The sequence below is a fragment of the Aquamicrobium zhengzhouense genome (assembly GCF_016124105.1).
GTDB lineage: Bacteria > Pseudomonadota > Alphaproteobacteria > Rhizobiales > Rhizobiaceae > Aerobium > Aerobium zhengzhouense.
This window is the reverse complement of the sequence record NZ_JADGMQ010000008.1, coordinates 47,243-61,047: the sequence shown is the minus strand read 5'-3', so window position 1 is coordinate 61,047 and position 13,805 is coordinate 47,243. Positions and strand designations below refer to the sequence as shown.

15 protein-coding genes are annotated in these 13,805 nt (G+C 60.0%); 9 read left to right on the top strand and 6 right to left on the bottom strand.

Annotated elements, in window-relative coordinates; translation table 11 throughout:
* Window positions 1-9 precede the first annotated feature (9 nt).
* Complete coding sequence (locus IOD40_RS12385) at window positions 10-750, bottom strand: GGDEF domain-containing protein (protein WP_233713970.1); 741 nt, start codon at window positions 748-750, stop codon at window positions 10-12.
* Between the two features lie 162 nt (window positions 751-912).
* Window positions 913-1,572: a thiol:disulfide interchange protein TlpA gene (gene tlpA / locus IOD40_RS12380; RefSeq protein ID WP_198476856.1), complete on the bottom strand. Its 660-nt coding sequence runs from the start codon at window positions 1,570-1,572 to the stop codon at window positions 913-915.
* Window positions 1,573-1,611: 39 nt separating this feature from the next.
* Here tlpA and argH point away from each other — a divergent pair, with 39 nt between their 5' ends.
* From argH to IOD40_RS12360, 4 genes are all read left to right on the top strand, one after another.
* Window positions 1,612-3,021: an argininosuccinate lyase gene (argH, locus tag IOD40_RS12375; protein WP_198476855.1), complete on the top strand. Its 1,410-nt coding sequence runs from the start codon at window positions 1,612-1,614 to the stop codon at window positions 3,019-3,021.
* 45 nt (window positions 3,022-3,066) lie between these two features.
* Window positions 3,067-3,279 (top strand): hypothetical protein, encoded by a 213-nt coding sequence (locus IOD40_RS12370; RefSeq protein WP_198476854.1) that lies wholly within the window; start codon window positions 3,067-3,069, stop codon window positions 3,277-3,279.
* 11 nt (window positions 3,280-3,290) lie between these two features.
* Window positions 3,291-4,556: a diaminopimelate decarboxylase gene (gene lysA / locus IOD40_RS12365; protein ID WP_198476853.1), complete on the top strand. Its 1,266-nt coding sequence runs from the start codon at window positions 3,291-3,293 to the stop codon at window positions 4,554-4,556.
* Window positions 4,557-4,649: 93 nt separating this feature from the next.
* Complete coding sequence (locus IOD40_RS12360; RefSeq protein ID WP_198476852.1) at window positions 4,650-7,151, top strand: TIGR02302 family protein; 2,502 nt, start codon at window positions 4,650-4,652, stop codon at window positions 7,149-7,151.
* Window position 7,152: 1 nt separating this feature from the next.
* Here IOD40_RS12360 and IOD40_RS12355 read toward each other — a convergent pair whose 3' ends face one another.
* Window positions 7,153-7,767 (bottom strand): queuosine precursor transporter, encoded by a 615-nt coding sequence (locus tag IOD40_RS12355; RefSeq protein ID WP_198476851.1) that lies wholly within the window; start codon window positions 7,765-7,767, stop codon window positions 7,153-7,155.
* Window positions 7,768-7,846: 79 nt separating this feature from the next.
* Window positions 7,847-8,140 carry a 50S ribosomal protein L28 gene (rpmB, locus tag IOD40_RS12350; protein ID WP_198476850.1) on the bottom strand — a complete coding sequence of 98 codons (294 nt, stop codon included), beginning with the start codon at window positions 8,138-8,140 and terminating at the stop codon, window positions 7,847-7,849.
* 113 nt (window positions 8,141-8,253) lie between these two features.
* Between rpmB and IOD40_RS12345 the strand changes: the two genes are divergently transcribed.
* The 3 genes from IOD40_RS12345 (at window position 8,254) to IOD40_RS12335 (ending at window position 10,687) form a co-directional block, all read left to right on the top strand.
* On the top strand, window positions 8,254-9,087 hold the full coding sequence (locus tag IOD40_RS12345; RefSeq protein ID WP_198476849.1) for a DUF3108 domain-containing protein: 834 nt from the start codon (window positions 8,254-8,256) through the stop codon (window positions 9,085-9,087).
* 71 nt (window positions 9,088-9,158) lie between these two features.
* Window positions 9,159-10,034, top strand: coding sequence for an aromatic amino acid exporter YddG (gene yddG, locus IOD40_RS12340; protein WP_198476848.1), 876 nt, complete (start codon window positions 9,159-9,161; stop codon window positions 10,032-10,034).
* A complete protein-coding gene (locus IOD40_RS12335; RefSeq protein ID WP_198476847.1) occupies window positions 10,034-10,687 on the top strand; it encodes a lysoplasmalogenase in 654 nt (217 codons plus the stop codon). Before yddG ends, IOD40_RS12335 begins: the two co-directional genes overlap by 1 nt.
* 7 nt (window positions 10,688-10,694) lie before the next feature.
* Here the strand turns inward: IOD40_RS12335 and gloB are convergent, their stop codons facing one another.
* Window positions 10,695-11,462 (bottom strand): hydroxyacylglutathione hydrolase, encoded by a 768-nt coding sequence (gene gloB / locus IOD40_RS12330; protein ID WP_198476846.1) that lies wholly within the window; start codon window positions 11,460-11,462, stop codon window positions 10,695-10,697.
* Window positions 11,463-11,564: 102 nt separating this feature from the next.
* Between gloB and IOD40_RS12325 the strand changes: the two genes are divergently transcribed.
* The gene (locus tag IOD40_RS12325) at window positions 11,565-12,326 is read left to right on the top strand and encodes a class I SAM-dependent methyltransferase (protein ID WP_198476845.1); all 762 of its coding nucleotides are present in this window, start codon (window positions 11,565-11,567) and stop codon (window positions 12,324-12,326) included.
* Entirely contained in the window at window positions 12,323-12,820 is a 498-nt protein-coding gene (locus IOD40_RS12320) for a peptide deformylase (RefSeq protein ID WP_198476844.1), read from the top strand. Before IOD40_RS12325 ends, IOD40_RS12320 begins: the two co-directional genes overlap by 4 nt.
* Here the strand turns inward: IOD40_RS12320 and IOD40_RS12315 are convergent, their stop codons facing one another.
* Window positions 12,821-13,789: a glutaminase gene (locus IOD40_RS12315; RefSeq protein ID WP_198476843.1), complete on the bottom strand. Its 969-nt coding sequence runs from the start codon at window positions 13,787-13,789 to the stop codon at window positions 12,821-12,823. It lies immediately after the preceding gene.
* Window positions 13,790-13,805 lie beyond the last annotated feature (16 nt).

Below are 13,805 nucleotides of genomic sequence, written 5' to 3'. Positions count from 1 at the left end.
GCGAACCAATCAGTTCGCCGCTCGCCTTCGACCCTGCAGTTGCGCCTCGACAGCGGGGTCGATCACAGCGAGCCGCACACGGTCACGACCAAGCTCCTTGGCGACGTAAAGCTGCTCGTCGGCGGCTGAGAAAAGCTCCGCATAGCTCGTCGCCCGGCTGTGAACCGCGCAGCCGACACTAACCGAAAGATTGCGATAGTCGTCGTCGTGGTACGGCGCAAATGGCGCATCCGATACTGCCGCGCGCAACCGCTCGGCCACCTCGGTCGCGACAGGGATCTGCACGTTGGGCAGATAGACCCCGAACTCTTCACCACCGATACGGCCGCACAAATCCTCCTGCCGCATCGAGGCGCTGACCGCACCCGCGATCACGCGCAGGGCCTCATCGCCCCTCTCATGCCCATACGTATCGTTGATCGACTTGAAGTTGTCGGCATCGATGATCAGGAAGGCCCCTTGCGATGTCCTGCGAAGCCAGTCCTCAACGGTCGACTGGAAGCTCCGGCGGTTCAGGCATCCGGTCAGCCCGTCGAGCGATGCGAGATCATTCAGCTTGTGATTTGCGATCGCGAGTTCACGCAGTTTGAGCGAGTGCATAAAGAATAGAGGCGCAGCGATGACAGTCGGCAAGATCGTGGCCGTTATGGCAACTTTGCGAAAATCTTCAGGAGCGAGGTGGGGGAAGGTGAACCAGATGAAGATCTGGCAAATTGCCACACAAACGAGTGGACCAAGGATCGTCCACATCACGACCCGGCGCCAGGCTCGGGGCGAAACGCCTCGAAAGCGTGATAACAATTTTCGCACCTCCTCGCGCCAGCCCCCCAAACTGACCCTCGCAGCTAATCCGTAAAGATCGGGTTAGGCGCCACGACCCGGTTGGGCTTCGTTCAACTGCCTGAATCTGGATTATCGTGCTGCTGCAATCAGGTTCTTGGCGTCCTGGCTGGCCCACTCCGCTGGCCCGTTCATTGAGGCAAGCATGCAGCCCTCCTCGTCGATCAGCAGTGTCACCGGCAGTCCCAGAGCCAGGCCCTGTCGCTTGAGATCGTTAAAAAGCCCGAGCGTGGCGTCCCGGTAATAGCCAAGCGCGTCTACACCGGTTTCCTGGAGGAAGGCTTTCGGCTTCTCATCCCCGCCCGTATCGACATTGACCGCGACCACCTCGAAGGATTCGCTACCGAGCTCCTCCTGAAGCTGGTTCAAGGCGGGCATTTCATGGCGACAGGGTGCACACCATGTCGCCCACAGGTTCAAAAGCACCAATTTGCCGGACAAATCCGCGACACTCATGGGCACGCCATCAGGCGAATTGAATTTCAGGTCGTGGAGCGGGCGAGGCGGTTTGGCGCCCATCATGGCAGCGACTTCGCCCGTGGCGGCCTCGTTTACCCGATCCGCACGCGGCTGCTTTGCCGCACAAGAGCTTTCTGCGGTACTCAATTGCGCTGTGTTGTTGCCAGAGCTGCCACCCATCACGTATACGCCGAGGGCGCCTGCGAACATGCCGGCCGCGACGGCGACCGCGATCAAGCGGCCCGTCGGCAGATGAAACTTTCCGTTTGCCATTCCATAAGTCCAGTCAGTTTCCGGGGTCCGGTTAGCACGATGAACGAGAACAAGACCAGCAACCAGATGTGGGGCGGACGTTTTGCCTCGGGTCCAGCCGCGATCATGGAGGCCATCAACGCCTCGATCTCGTTCGACAAGAAGCTTTACGCCCAGGACATTCGCGGCTCCATCGCCCACTCAGAGATGCTTGCAGAGACCGGCATCATTTCCCGTGAAGATCAAGAACAGATCGCTCACGGGCTGAACACGATTTTGTCGGAGATAGAGAGCGGCAAGTTCGAGTTTTCCGCGCAGCTCGAAGACATTCACATGAACATCGAGGCACGGCTTGCCGAGTTGATCGGGCCGGCTGCCGGCCGTCTTCACACCGCGCGTTCGCGCAATGATCAGGTGGCAGTCGATTTTCGTCTGTGGGTCAAGGAAGAGCTGCAGCGTACTGATGCTGCGCTGGTCGCGCTGATTGAAGCTTTTCTGGCAAAGGCCGAAGCGCACGCCGCTACGGTGATGCCTGGATTTACCCACCTTCAGACAGCCCAGCCTGTGACCTTTGGCCATCACTGCATGGCCTATGTCGAAATGTTCGCCCGTGACCTGTCGCGCGTTCGCGACGCGATCGAGCGCATGGATGAATCGCCGCTTGGTGCCGCAGCGCTTGCCGGCACCGGTTTCCCAATCGACCGTCACATGACAGCGAAGGCGCTCGGCTTCCGAGAGCCGTCCCGCAACTCGATCGACAGTGTTTCCGATCGCGATTTCGCATTGGAGTTCATGTCGCTCGCCGCAATTTGCGCAACGCATCTGTCGCGACTTGCTGAAGAGATCGTCATCTGGTCGACCCCGCAATTCGGCTTCATCCGTCTGTCCGACCAGTTTTCGACCGGCTCATCCATCATGCCGCAGAAGAAGAACCCGGACGCTGCAGAACTCGTCCGCGCCAAGACCGGCCGCGTCAACGGCCATCTGATTGGCCTTCTGACCGTCATGAAGGGCCTGCCACTCGCCTATTCCAAGGACATGCAGGAAGACAAGGAAGCTGTCTTCGATGCCGCGGAGACGCTCGACCTCATGGTTGCAGCCATGACGGGCATGGTCAGCGACATGACCATCAACGAGCAGGCCATGAAGAAGGCTGCAGGCTCGGGCTATTCCACCGCGACGGACCTTGCAGACTGGTTGGTCCGCGAAGCAGGAATGCCGTTCCGCGAGGCGCACCACGTCACCGGGCGTGCTGTTGCTCTTGCAGAGCAAAAGAAGGTGTCACTTGAGAAGCTTTCACTCGAAGACCTCAAGGCAATCGACGAGCGGATTACCGACGCTGTGTTCGGCGTGCTTTCGGTCAATGCCTCGGTAAAGAGCCGCGCGTCCTTTGGTGGCACGGCACCGGCGGAAGTTCGTCGCCAGATCCGCTACTGGCGCTCTCGCCTGAAACGGGGTGCAAGGCGGTAAAAAAACCGGTAGAACCCTTTGACTAATTGACGGACGGACGGGCTCATGCGTGCAGGAAATCTGATCAGGACGACACTGTTGCTTGCTGCCGTAGCAGCAGCGGTCACGGCCTGTGGCCGTCGCCCCAGCGAGCTTGAAACGCCATTCGAGGCATCCGAGCGGGCGCGAAAGGAAGCGGAGCAAAACAACGAGCCGCTGCCGCCTGCCCGTTCTCGTCCGGACAACGACAAGCCCTTCATTCTCGACCGCCTGATTTAGGAACCACCAAAGTGGACCATTTCAACTATCGCGACGGCGTGCTCCACGCCGAGGACGTGGCCGTGCCGGCTATCGCCGAGGCAGTAGGCACCCCGTTCTACGTCTATTCCACCGCCACCCTGACCCGCCATTACAACGTGTTTGCGCAAGCGTTCTCCGACATGAACGCCCTTGTCTGCTATGCGATGAAGGCGAACTCCAATCAGGCCGTGATCCGCACGCTTGCAAAATTGGGCGCGGGCGCGGACGTGGTTTCCGAGGGAGAACTTCGGCGGGCACTCGCAGCCGGTATCCCGGCAAGCAAAGTGGTCTTTTCCGGTGTCGGCAAGACCGCCCGCGAAATGGATTTCGCAATCGCAGAAGGCATCCACTGCTTCAACGTCGAATCCCTCCCCGAACTTGAAGCGCTTTCCGCACGTGCAACTGCCGCGGGTCGGCAGGCCCCCGTCTCGCTGCGCATCAATCCGGACGTCGACGCGAAGACCCACGCGAAAATCTCGACCGGCAAGGCCGAAAACAAATTCGGCATTGCCTGGAAGGATGCGCGTGCAGCCTACGCAAAGGCCGCATCGCTTCCGGGTCTGAGAGTGGCTGGCATTGATATGCATATCGGCAGCCAGATCACGGATATGCAACCGTTTGACGATGCATTCCTGCTCCTTGCCGAACTGACGCGCACCCTCAAGGCAGACGGACACGACATTCGCCATGTGGACGCCGGTGGGGGCCTCGGTATTCCTTACCGCACCGACAACAACCCTCCCCCCGTTCCGGAGGACTATGCCCGCGTCGTCAAGAAGCACCTGAAGCCTCTCGGTGTCGACGTGATCTTCGAGCCGGGTCGCTTGATTGTCGGTAACGCTGGCATTCTCGTTTCGGAAGTCATCTTCCTCAAGGAGGGCGAAGCCAAGAACTTTCTGATCGTCGATGGCGCGATGAACGATCTCATTCGTCCGACGCTCTACGAGGCATTTCACGACATCGTCCCGGTCAAAGAAGCCGCGAGCGGTGATCCCCATCTGACTGTCGACGTGGTTGGCCCCGTCTGCGAAACCGGCGACTACCTCGGCCAGGACAGAAACCTCCCGCGCCTCTCACCCGGTGACCTGATCGCGGTGCGTTCAGCTGGCGCTTACGGCGCGGTACAGGCTGGCACCTACAATTCCCGGCTTCTGGTTCCTGAGGTCCTTGTCGATGGTGATCGTTACCATGTGGTGCGCCCGCGCCAGACCTATGAAGACCTCATCGCTCTCGATTCGGTTCCGGACTGGGTTTGACCTCATCACGTTTTCGCGCCTGCCTCGCCTTCGCCGCGTTTACTGTTATTCTCGACGTTGGTGATGGCGCGACTTCGCGCCTGAAGGGAGCGGATGGCCGACCGGCAGCATAAGGCGCGCAGTGATCTCTTGCCACGCGAACTGGCCCGCACACGCGGGTCAGTGCGAGCCGCCATGCTGCTTGAACGAGGCTGGCCACTTGTCCTGCCCCTTCTGGTCACCATCAGTCTGTTTGTCAGCCTGTCCTGGTTTGGCGTATTCCGCGTCGTGCCGGACTGGTTGCGGTTCGGCCTTCTGACTGCCTTTGCCCTCGCCGCATTCGTCGCGCTGTTTCCGCTTCGCCACTTCCGATCACCGAGCCCAGCCGAGATCGACCGGCGGATCGAGGCGTCAAACCATCTGGAACACGCGCCCGTCCTGACGCAGACAGACACGCTTTCACCTGCTTCGCAGGATGCGTTCGCTCAGGCCCTGTGGCATCAGCACCAGAAGAGGATGGCAAGTCGCCTCAACGCATTGTCGGGCGATCTGCCGCGCGCCGGTGTGCCAGAGCGCGACCCCTGGGCACTGCGAGCAGTGGCACCGCTTCTATTGTTTATCGCCCTTGGCTTTTCATCCGGTCCGCTGGGCGGAACTCTAACCGACGCATTCCGCAGCCACACGGCATCGTCCTTCACGCCCGTTCGGGTGGACGCATGGGTCACGCCGCCCACCTACACCGGAAAGCCTCCCATTTTTCTGACTGTTCAACAGCAGGACAAGGACGTGCCTGTCTTTCGTGTCCCGACGGGCAGCACGATTGCTGTTCGCATTGCCGGGGCGAGCGGCGACGAAAGCTTGATTTGGCTGGATTCGCACACGGGCTCCGAAACCGCGATAGCGGAAGACGATGGCCTGGAGCAGGTAAACGGAACCGCAACAGCCCACTCCACCTCAAAGCAGTTCTCAGACACGTTGACCCGAGATGGCATGCTCACTCTGAGCGGTTCGGATGTTGAGTCGAAAAGCTGGGCCTTTGCGATTATTCCTGATGCACCTCCCGCAATCCGATTTGTCGATGAGCCAAGGCGCGCGGTCAACGGTGCGCTCGAGCTGACTTATGAAATCGAAGACGATTATGGTGCAAGCGCCGCACGCGCACTGATCAACCCCACCGCGCCGGCCGACCCGGAGGCAGTGCCTCTTTACGGCGCCCCAGACATGCCGCTGGCGCTCCCGCGGCGAAATGGCGATAGGAAGTCCGCGCGCACATCCAAGGACCTCAGCGAGCATCCTTGGGCGGGCACAGCGGTGACGCTCACTCTTGAGGCGGAAGATGGGGCCGGACAAAAGTCGAAGAGCGAAAGCAGGACTATCACTCTTCCCGAGCGCCCCTTTGCCAATCCGCTCGCCAAAGCCTTGGTCGAGCAAAGACGCCTTTTGGCGCTTGATGCCAATGCCAAGCCATTCGTGCTGGCTCTGATGGACGCTATCACCCTGCGACCGGAAGATACGATAGAAAATCTTGCGCAATACCTCGGCATAATGTCGGCAAGATCGCGTCTGAAGCTCGCCTACACCGAAGACGCGCTACGGGACGTGGCGGATTATCTCTGGAACATGGCCCTTGCGATCGAAGATGGCGCGCTCTCCGCGGCTGAACGGCGTCTGAAGCAGGCGCAGGAAGCGCTCAAGCAGGCCATCGAGAATGGCGCCAGCGACGAGGAACTCGATCAACTGATGGCGGAGCTCCGCGAAGCCATGCGCGAGTTCCTGCGTGAATATGCCGAGCGCGCTGCACAAGATCCAAACATGGCAATGCAGATGCCTGACAATGCGCAGGAAATGCGCCCGGGCGATCTCGAGCGCATGATGGACCAGATCGAAAACCTCGCCCGCTCCGGCGCGCGCGATCAGGCCATGGATATGCTGCAGCAGCTCCAGGACATGATGAACAATTTGCAGGCTGGCCGCCAGCAACAGCCCGGCGGCGAGCAGGGCCAGATGCAACAGCAAATGAACGAGCTTGGCAATCTGATGCGCCGTCAGCAGGAAACGATGAACGAGACGTTCCGGCTGGACCAGCAGCAGCAGAGCGAACAGCAGATGTCGCCCGAAGAGTTTGAAGAGGCGATGCGCCAGCTTCAACAGCAGCAAGGCGAGTTGCAGCAACAGCTGCAGCAGCTCCAGAAAGGACTGGAAGGAATGGGCCTCCAGCCGGGCGAAGGCTTCGGCGAGGCAGGCGACGCCATGGGGCGCGCCGAGGGAGCGCTTGGTGAAGGCCAGGGGGAAGACGCGGTGTCGGAGCAGGGACAGGCGCTGGAGGCGCTGCGGCGCGGAGCACAGGACATGATGCAGCAGCTCCAGGCTATGCAGGGCGAAGGCCAGGACGGCCAGGGTGCGCAAGGCGGGCGTCAGCAAAGTTCGGGTCGAGATCCGCTGGGCCGTCCGCGTGCCACGACTGGTCCGGATTTCGGCGACTCCGTCGAGGTTCCCGACGTAATCGATGCCCAGCGCGCGCGCCAGATTCTGGAAGAAATACGCCGCAGGCTGGGCAACGCGCTCAGCCCGGAGCTTGAGCGCAATTATCTCGAGAGACTGCTGGAGCTCCGCTAGTTCAGACGCGGACTGGCCGAATGACGTTCAGCAGTGCCCCGTAGGGGATCAGCATCAGCACCGAAAGCACGATCTTCACCACAAAGTCGCCAACCGCCAACGACACCCAAAGCGGTACCTCGCCACCGAAAAACGGCACACCGAACGCGAGCGAGCCATCTTCAAGCCCGAATGCGGTGTCGAGAACCGACCAGCTTGCCGAAAAGGCAATCGAGAAAAACAGGATGGTGTCGATGCACGAGCCAAGAACCGCTCCCGAAAGCGGTGCGATCCACCACTTTCGACGGCGCAGCCCGTCAAACACATAAACGTCCAGCAACTGGGACGTCAAAAACGCACTGGCGGACGCGATCGCGATTCGCGGTGTCGCCAGGAATGCCGAGATGACCACCGCCATTGCAAATCCGGCATAAACCACCCGACGTGCCGAACCCGGACCGAACCTGCGGTTGGTGAGATCATTGACGAGGAATGCAAACGGATAGGTGAACGCCCCCCAGGTCAGGATATCCTGAAGGCCTAGGTGTTCGAAGGGGAACTGGACGAGGAAATTTGAAGCAGCAACAACAGCTGCCATCGCGGCCATGAACGGCCAGATTGTCTGGGTGCGTGACATTTTTTTAGCCTGGGTGATGGAACCAGTCGGCGGGCACAAAGGCCCGCCGCAAGGATTTCAGGAAGTCGCTTTGGGCTGATTAAGCAGCCTGCTCAGCGATCTTCTTGCCGATCTGCTTCTTCAAAAGGCGAGCACGCTGCGACAGATCGTTCGCGTCAGCCTTGATGAGGAATGCGTCGAGACCACCGCGGTGCTCAACCGAGCGCAGGGCGTTAGCCGAGACGCGAAGACGTACGCTCTGGCCAAGTGCCTCTGACTGCAGAGTGACATCGCACAGGTTCGGCAGGAAACGGCGACGGGTCTTGTTGTTGGCGTGGCTCACATTGTTGCCAGTCAGCACAGCCTTGCCGGTGAGTTCGCAAGCGCGGGACATGTTACTTACCTTCGTTTCGTTGCCGACCAAGACCAACTGCCGTAGCGTTTACGCACGGCACGCGGGTAAATTCAGGCGGCCTCCTGGAAAAAGTTGCCGTTCCATAGTGGCAAATGGCGCTCCGGTCAAGCGCAAGCTGCCTTTGGACAGGCCGTGCACCTTCATACTATCGCCGAATTCCCCCAGCAAGTGTTTCTGATGAAAGCGCTAGGAAAAGCCGCTTTGTCGCTGTTTCTGCTAGCCGCGCCAGGCTCGGCACTGGCTCAAAGTTCCACGCCGACTATTCGATAACCTTATTGGGAATGCCTGTTGGCAAGGCGACTTTTGTCTCCAGCTTCAACGGCGACAGCTTTGCAATCGACGGAGAAATGTCGAGCGCGGGAATCGCCAACCTTTTTGCCAGAACGAGTGGGACGGCAAAGGTCGAGGGGTCAATCGGTAGAAATGGAGCCTCGCCCAAGCATTTTTCGTCCCAGTACCAATCCGGCAAGAAAAACAGCGTCACCGCGATCCGGTTCTCGGGTGGGAAAGTCGCAAGTTACGAAAACACGCCCGAGCCCCGCAAGGGCGAATCGTGGATCGACGTAACGACGTCCCATCTTGCAGGCGCGCTCGATCCCCTCTCCGCCACACTCATTCGCACTCAGGATCCTGCGAAAGTCTGCGGGCGCACGATCCGGTTCTTTGATGGCGAACTGCGCGGCGATCTTTCGCTGGCAGCACCGTCGCTGTCAGACAACGGCACGGTAACCTGCCGCGCCAGCTTTTCGCCGGTGTCGGGCTACCGAAAGGGCAAGAAACAGATCGAATACATGCGCTCGAAGAGCCGCATGAGCATCACTTTCGCCCAACTCGGATCCACAGGTTTCTTCGCCCCCGTCAGCGCGAGTGACGGCACTCAGATCGGCACCGTTCGAATCGCCGCGACTAAGATCGTTGCCCGCTGATTCGTCCGCCAGCTTGCGAGCACCCGCCTATCGGGCTAACGGTTCAAGCCGTTGGAGGGAGCGGAGGGGACATGGCACGTGCAACGCTGATCGGATTTTCTGCCGTCATCATGTGGTCGCTGCTGGCTTTGCTGACGGCAGAATCGGGAAACGTCCCACCTTTCCAGCTTTCTGCGATCACATTCGCGATCGGAACCATTGTCGGCCTCATCATGCGCGGTTTCATGCCGTCGCAGGATCATCCGCCGATCCCCCCGATCGTGTGGTTGATCGGCATCGCCGGACTATTTGGCTACCACTATTTTTACTACACGGCCTTGCGCAATGCCCCGGCGGTTGAAGCAAGCCTGATCGCCTATCTTTGGCCGCTTCTTATTGTGGTCGGCTCGGCGCTCCTTCCGGGTGAGCGACTGCGCTGGTTTCATGTTGCAGGTGCAGCGCTCGGCCTTGCAGGCGCTTTCCTGATCGTCACGCGTGGCGGAACCCTCTCATTCGATCCACAATTCGCATTCGGCTATGCGATGGCGGCGCTTTGTGCGGTGACCTGGTCGAGCTATTCTCTGCTGTCCCGACGCTTTCCATCCGTGCCGACGAGCATTGTTACATGGTTTTGTGCCGCAACCGCCCTCCTATCACTTCTATGCCATCTGTTCCTTGAGGAGACGATCTGGCCGCAGGGAATAGGGCAGTGGCTCGCCGTGGCCGGGCTGGGCCTGATGCCGGTGGGTGCGGCGTTTTACGCTTGGGACCACGGGGTCAAGCGCGGCAACATCCAGGTACTTGGCGCTGCCAGCTATGCTGCTCCCCTCCTGTCGACAATCGTGCTGATAATCGCGGGTGCCGCCGAGGCCAGTCTCTACATACTCGCGGCATGTCTGTTCATTACCGTCGGTGCCGTGCTGGCGGCAAAGTCCATGCTGTTCGGCCGCAGGACCGAGGAAAACTGATGCCATTTGCTGGCGGGATCGATTCGCTTGCCAACGGGACGCTGATATTCTCAGCTGGTGCCGCCTTCTTCTACCTCCTGAAGCAGGGCGACGCCCCTTCCTGGCGTCGCACGGCGATGAAAACTGCCGCGGTAGCGTTGCTCGCCCTGCTGGCTGCTCTGGAAGGCGGCCCCGTATTGCTTGTCCTCGCACTCGCCATCAGCGCAGTTGGCGATGCGTTTCTGGCGCAGAACGGACGTCAACGATTTCTGCTGGGTCTTGGCAGCTTCCTTATCGCGCACCTCGCCTACATAGTCCTGTTCTGGCAGAGCGGCTTGGGAGGAGACCTCATCTTGTCGGAGCTATGGCGGCCGCTATTGCTTGCCGTCGTGATCGGCGCAGCGCTTTGCCTGTCGTCGAGCATCCTCCAGCGCGTTGAACCAGATCTGCGGCTGCCGCTTGTCGCTTATGTAGCTGTGATCCTCATCATGGTGCTGACGGCAGCTACGGTCCCGACGCCTCTGATAGTCGCGGGAGCCGTACTGTTCGTTGCTTCCGACATGCTTTTGGGCGCGCGGCTTTTCCTGCCAGCGACCTCCAAGGACACGGCACCGGTCAGCTGGGTGCTCTATTATTTCGCGCAAGTGCTCATCGCATTGGGCATCCTGATCTGATCTACAATCAGGAGACGTCCTTGCGCTTGCGAATTTCTGCGAAGACCTCGGCGTCCGTGGCGGTTTCCATTCCAAGATTGCGGCGGATTGCAGGGTCGTGCGGGCGCAAAAACGGGTTCGTTGCCAGTTCGTCGCCGATAGTTGTCGGCAAGGTCGGAAGATCCTCGGCGCGCAATTGCTCGATCTTGCGAACCCGCTCCTTCAGTGCCGAATTGGTCGGATCGACGGTCAGTGCGAATCTGGCATTCGAGAGCGTGTATTCGTGCCCGCAATAGACCGTAGTATCAGCCGGGAGCGCTGCGAGCTTTGACAGGGAAGCGTGCATGGTTGCAGGCTTTCCCTCAAACAAACGACCACATCCAAGCGCAAACAAGGTGTCTGCGGTAAAGGCGACCTTCGCATCCTTCAGCCAGTAGGAAACGTGACCCGCCGTGTGTCCAGGCGTCTCTATCGTTTCGATGATCTGGCTGCCAAAGCGGATCTGAGAGCCTTCCGACACCATCTCGTCAATGCCCGGGATCTTGGCCGCCTCAGTTTCGGGGCCGTAGATGGTCAGCCCGTAGCGCTCCTTGAGTGCAAGATTTCCCTGCACGTGATCGGAATGATGGTGGGTCGTCAGCAACATGCTCGGAACCCATCCCGTGCGCTCGATAGCAGCGACAATGGCGCGTTCATCCGGCGCATCAACCAGCATGACGGTTCCCGTCTCGCGGTCTCGGACCAGTGCTCCGAAATTGTCCGACAGGCACATGAATAGTTCGACATCGACAGCCATAAGTGCTCTCCTCGTAGGCGCGCGAATGTATGCCCGGCGGCTGGCCTTGTCACGCCGCTACCACTCCTTGTCGTCCTGGTTTGGGCCAGCTAGGGTCGCCAAATGCTTTCCGACATTGTTGAACTTCGCTCGTTTTACTCCTCTACCCTTGGCCATCTGGCCGAGCAGTCGATTGGACGCGCCATCTCTCAGGTCTGGGCGAAGATGCCGAACGAGCGACTGCTCGGGCTTGGCTATGCGTTGCCCTGGCTGGACCGGCTGCGCGAGGGGACAGAGCGTGTCCTTGCCTTCATGCCCGCAAGTCAGGGAGCGGTAAGCTGGCCGGCCAACGGCCCGTGTGCGACAGCGCTCGTCTTTGAAGAAGAATTGCCGCTATACGATTCGTCAATCGACCGGATGCTGCTTGTCCATGCGCTGGAGCACGCCGAAAATCCGCGCGAGATGCTGATGGAAGCCTGGCGTGTCCTTGCGCCCGGCGGCAGGCTGGTCATCGTTACCCCCAACCGGCGCGGTGTCTGGGCGCGTTTCGAGCACACGCCATTTGGCACCGGTCGTCCGTTTTCCCGGGCACAGCTAAACGCATTACTGCGTGAAACGAATTTTACCCCTGGGCCATGGGCGGATGCCCTCCACTTTCCCCCCGCCAAACGCCGCTGGATGATGCGCATGCATGGCGTATTCGAAGGAGCTGGCAGGCGGTTCGGGCCCATCTTCGCAGGCGTTCTGGTCGTCGAAGCGCAGAAGCGCCTCTATCAGGGCGTTCCGGTATCAGCGCGCGCCTCGCGGCGGGTCTTTGTGCCGGTCTTGTCGCCGCAAGGGGCAACCCGCACGGCGCGTCAAATAGCTGGAGAAGGCGACGCATGACTGTTCGGCCCATCGTAAAATTTCCCGACATCGCGCTGCGTACGCCCGCTGCGCCAGTCGAGACGTTTGATAACGAGCTGCGTCAACTTGCCGACGACCTTCTTGAGACCATGCGTGCGGCCCCTGGCGTCGGCATCACAGGTCCTCATATCGGCGTCCTCAAGCGCATTACCGTCATTGAGTTGTCGCCCGAGGATGGCGTGCGAATCTACGTGAATCCGGTGATCGAGGAAACGTCGCAGACATTGCAGCGCCATACCGAAGGTAGCGTCTCCATGCCTGGCGTGACGGAAGAAATCGAACGACCCGACCGGATCACGCTTCGCTACCAGACGATTACCGGCGAGGAGCAACGCGAGGAGGCAACCGGATTTCTCGCCACCTGCCTGCAGCATGAGGTCGACCAGCTTGACGGCGTTTTCTGGTTGCAGCGGCTGTCGCGCCTCAAGCGTGATCGCGCCATAAAGAAGTGGCAGAAGCTCGCGCGGGGCTAGCTAGACATCCTTGGGGGGCAGGTTGCCAAAAACGGACCAACCCAGCCGCTCGGACAGCCTTTCCAGCGCAATCGTACCCAACAGGGAATTGCCATTGTCATCCAGCCCGGGCGACCAGACCGCAATCGATGCGACATGCGGCACGACCGCGAGTATGCCGCCGCCAACGCCGCTTTTTGCGGGTAGTCCCACACGATAGGCAAAGTCGCCCGCACCATCATATTGGCCGCAGGTCAGCATCAGGGAGTTAATCCGCCGCACCCGATGCGCCTCTTCAATGGAAGTCTTCTTCCGGCCGCCAGGTGGCGCGAGCATCAGATACCGCCCGGCAAGAGCCAGCTGGCGGCATGTGAGCGCAATCGCGCACTGGCGCACATAGACCTTCAATACGTCGTCGACTTCGTGATGAAAATTGTCGAAAGACTTCGCCAGATTTGCCAGGGCACGGTTCGTGTAGCCGCCCTTGGCCTCCTTGTCGAAAATCTCCGGATCGACGTCGAATTCGTCTGATCCGATATGTTCGGCCAAAAACGCCGCGACATCTTCGTGGCGTGGCTTCTCGCGATCGAGCAGCATATCGACGACGACCAGTGCACCCGCGTTGATGAAGGGATTTCGTGGCACACCCTTCATGCGCTCGAGGTCGATGATGGAGTTGAACGGATCTCCCGAGGGCTCACGCCCCACCCGCTTCCAAACATCATCGCCGTGCGCCTCCAAAGCCATGGTAAGCGCGAAAACCTTGGAAATGCTCTGAATCGGAAAGGGATGATCGGCCTCGCCCCCGGTGACGACATCTCCATCAGCGGTCACGACGCAGATGCCAAAGCGGTTTATCTGGAGGTCACTGAGCTCGGCGATGTGGTCGATGACCTTGCCGAAGCTCTCGATTACTTCCACTTCGGCTACGACGGCATCGACCGCAGAACGTATCTGATCGGTCTGGAGACTATTCTTCCTGGCGGGCATGAAATTCCTTCAATGA

What these genes read in the sequence shown, in the direction of transcription:
- IOD40_RS12320 (WP_198476844.1), top strand. Translation starts at nt 12,323, where the DNA reads ATGACTGTTCGGCCCATCGTAAAATTTCCCGACATCGCGCTGCGTACG.
- rpmB (WP_198476850.1), bottom strand. Translation starts at nt 8,140, where the DNA reads ATGTCCCGCGCTTGCGAACTCACCGGCAAGGCTGTGCTGACTGGCAAC.
- IOD40_RS12315 (WP_198476843.1), bottom strand. Translation starts at nt 13,789, where the DNA reads ATGCCCGCCAGGAAGAATAGTCTCCAGACCGATCAGATACGTTCTGCG.
- IOD40_RS12355 (WP_198476851.1), bottom strand. Translation starts at nt 7,767, where the DNA reads ATGTCACGCACCCAGACAATCTGGCCGTTCATGGCCGCGATGGCAGCT.
- IOD40_RS12385 (WP_233713970.1), bottom strand. Translation starts at nt 750, where the DNA reads ATGTGGACGATCCTTGGTCCACTCGTTTGTGTGGCAATTTGCCAGATC.
- IOD40_RS12360 (WP_198476852.1), top strand. Translation starts at nt 4,650, where the DNA reads ATGGCCGACCGGCAGCATAAGGCGCGCAGTGATCTCTTGCCACGCGAA.
- yddG (WP_198476848.1), top strand. Translation starts at nt 9,159, where the DNA reads ATGGCACGTGCAACGCTGATCGGATTTTCTGCCGTCATCATGTGGTCG.
- IOD40_RS12370 (WP_198476854.1), top strand. Translation starts at nt 3,067, where the DNA reads ATGCGTGCAGGAAATCTGATCAGGACGACACTGTTGCTTGCTGCCGTA.
- argH (WP_198476855.1), top strand. Translation starts at nt 1,612, where the DNA reads ATGAACGAGAACAAGACCAGCAACCAGATGTGGGGCGGACGTTTTGCC.
- IOD40_RS12325 (WP_198476845.1), top strand. Translation starts at nt 11,565, where the DNA reads ATGCTTTCCGACATTGTTGAACTTCGCTCGTTTTACTCCTCTACCCTT.
- IOD40_RS12345 (WP_198476849.1), top strand. Translation starts at nt 8,254, where the DNA reads ATGGCGCTCCGGTCAAGCGCAAGCTGCCTTTGGACAGGCCGTGCACCT.
- gloB (WP_198476846.1), bottom strand. Translation starts at nt 11,462, where the DNA reads ATGGCTGTCGATGTCGAACTATTCATGTGCCTGTCGGACAATTTCGGA.
- IOD40_RS12335 (WP_198476847.1), top strand. Translation starts at nt 10,034, where the DNA reads ATGCCATTTGCTGGCGGGATCGATTCGCTTGCCAACGGGACGCTGATA.
- tlpA (WP_198476856.1), bottom strand. Translation starts at nt 1,572, where the DNA reads ATGGCAAACGGAAAGTTTCATCTGCCGACGGGCCGCTTGATCGCGGTC.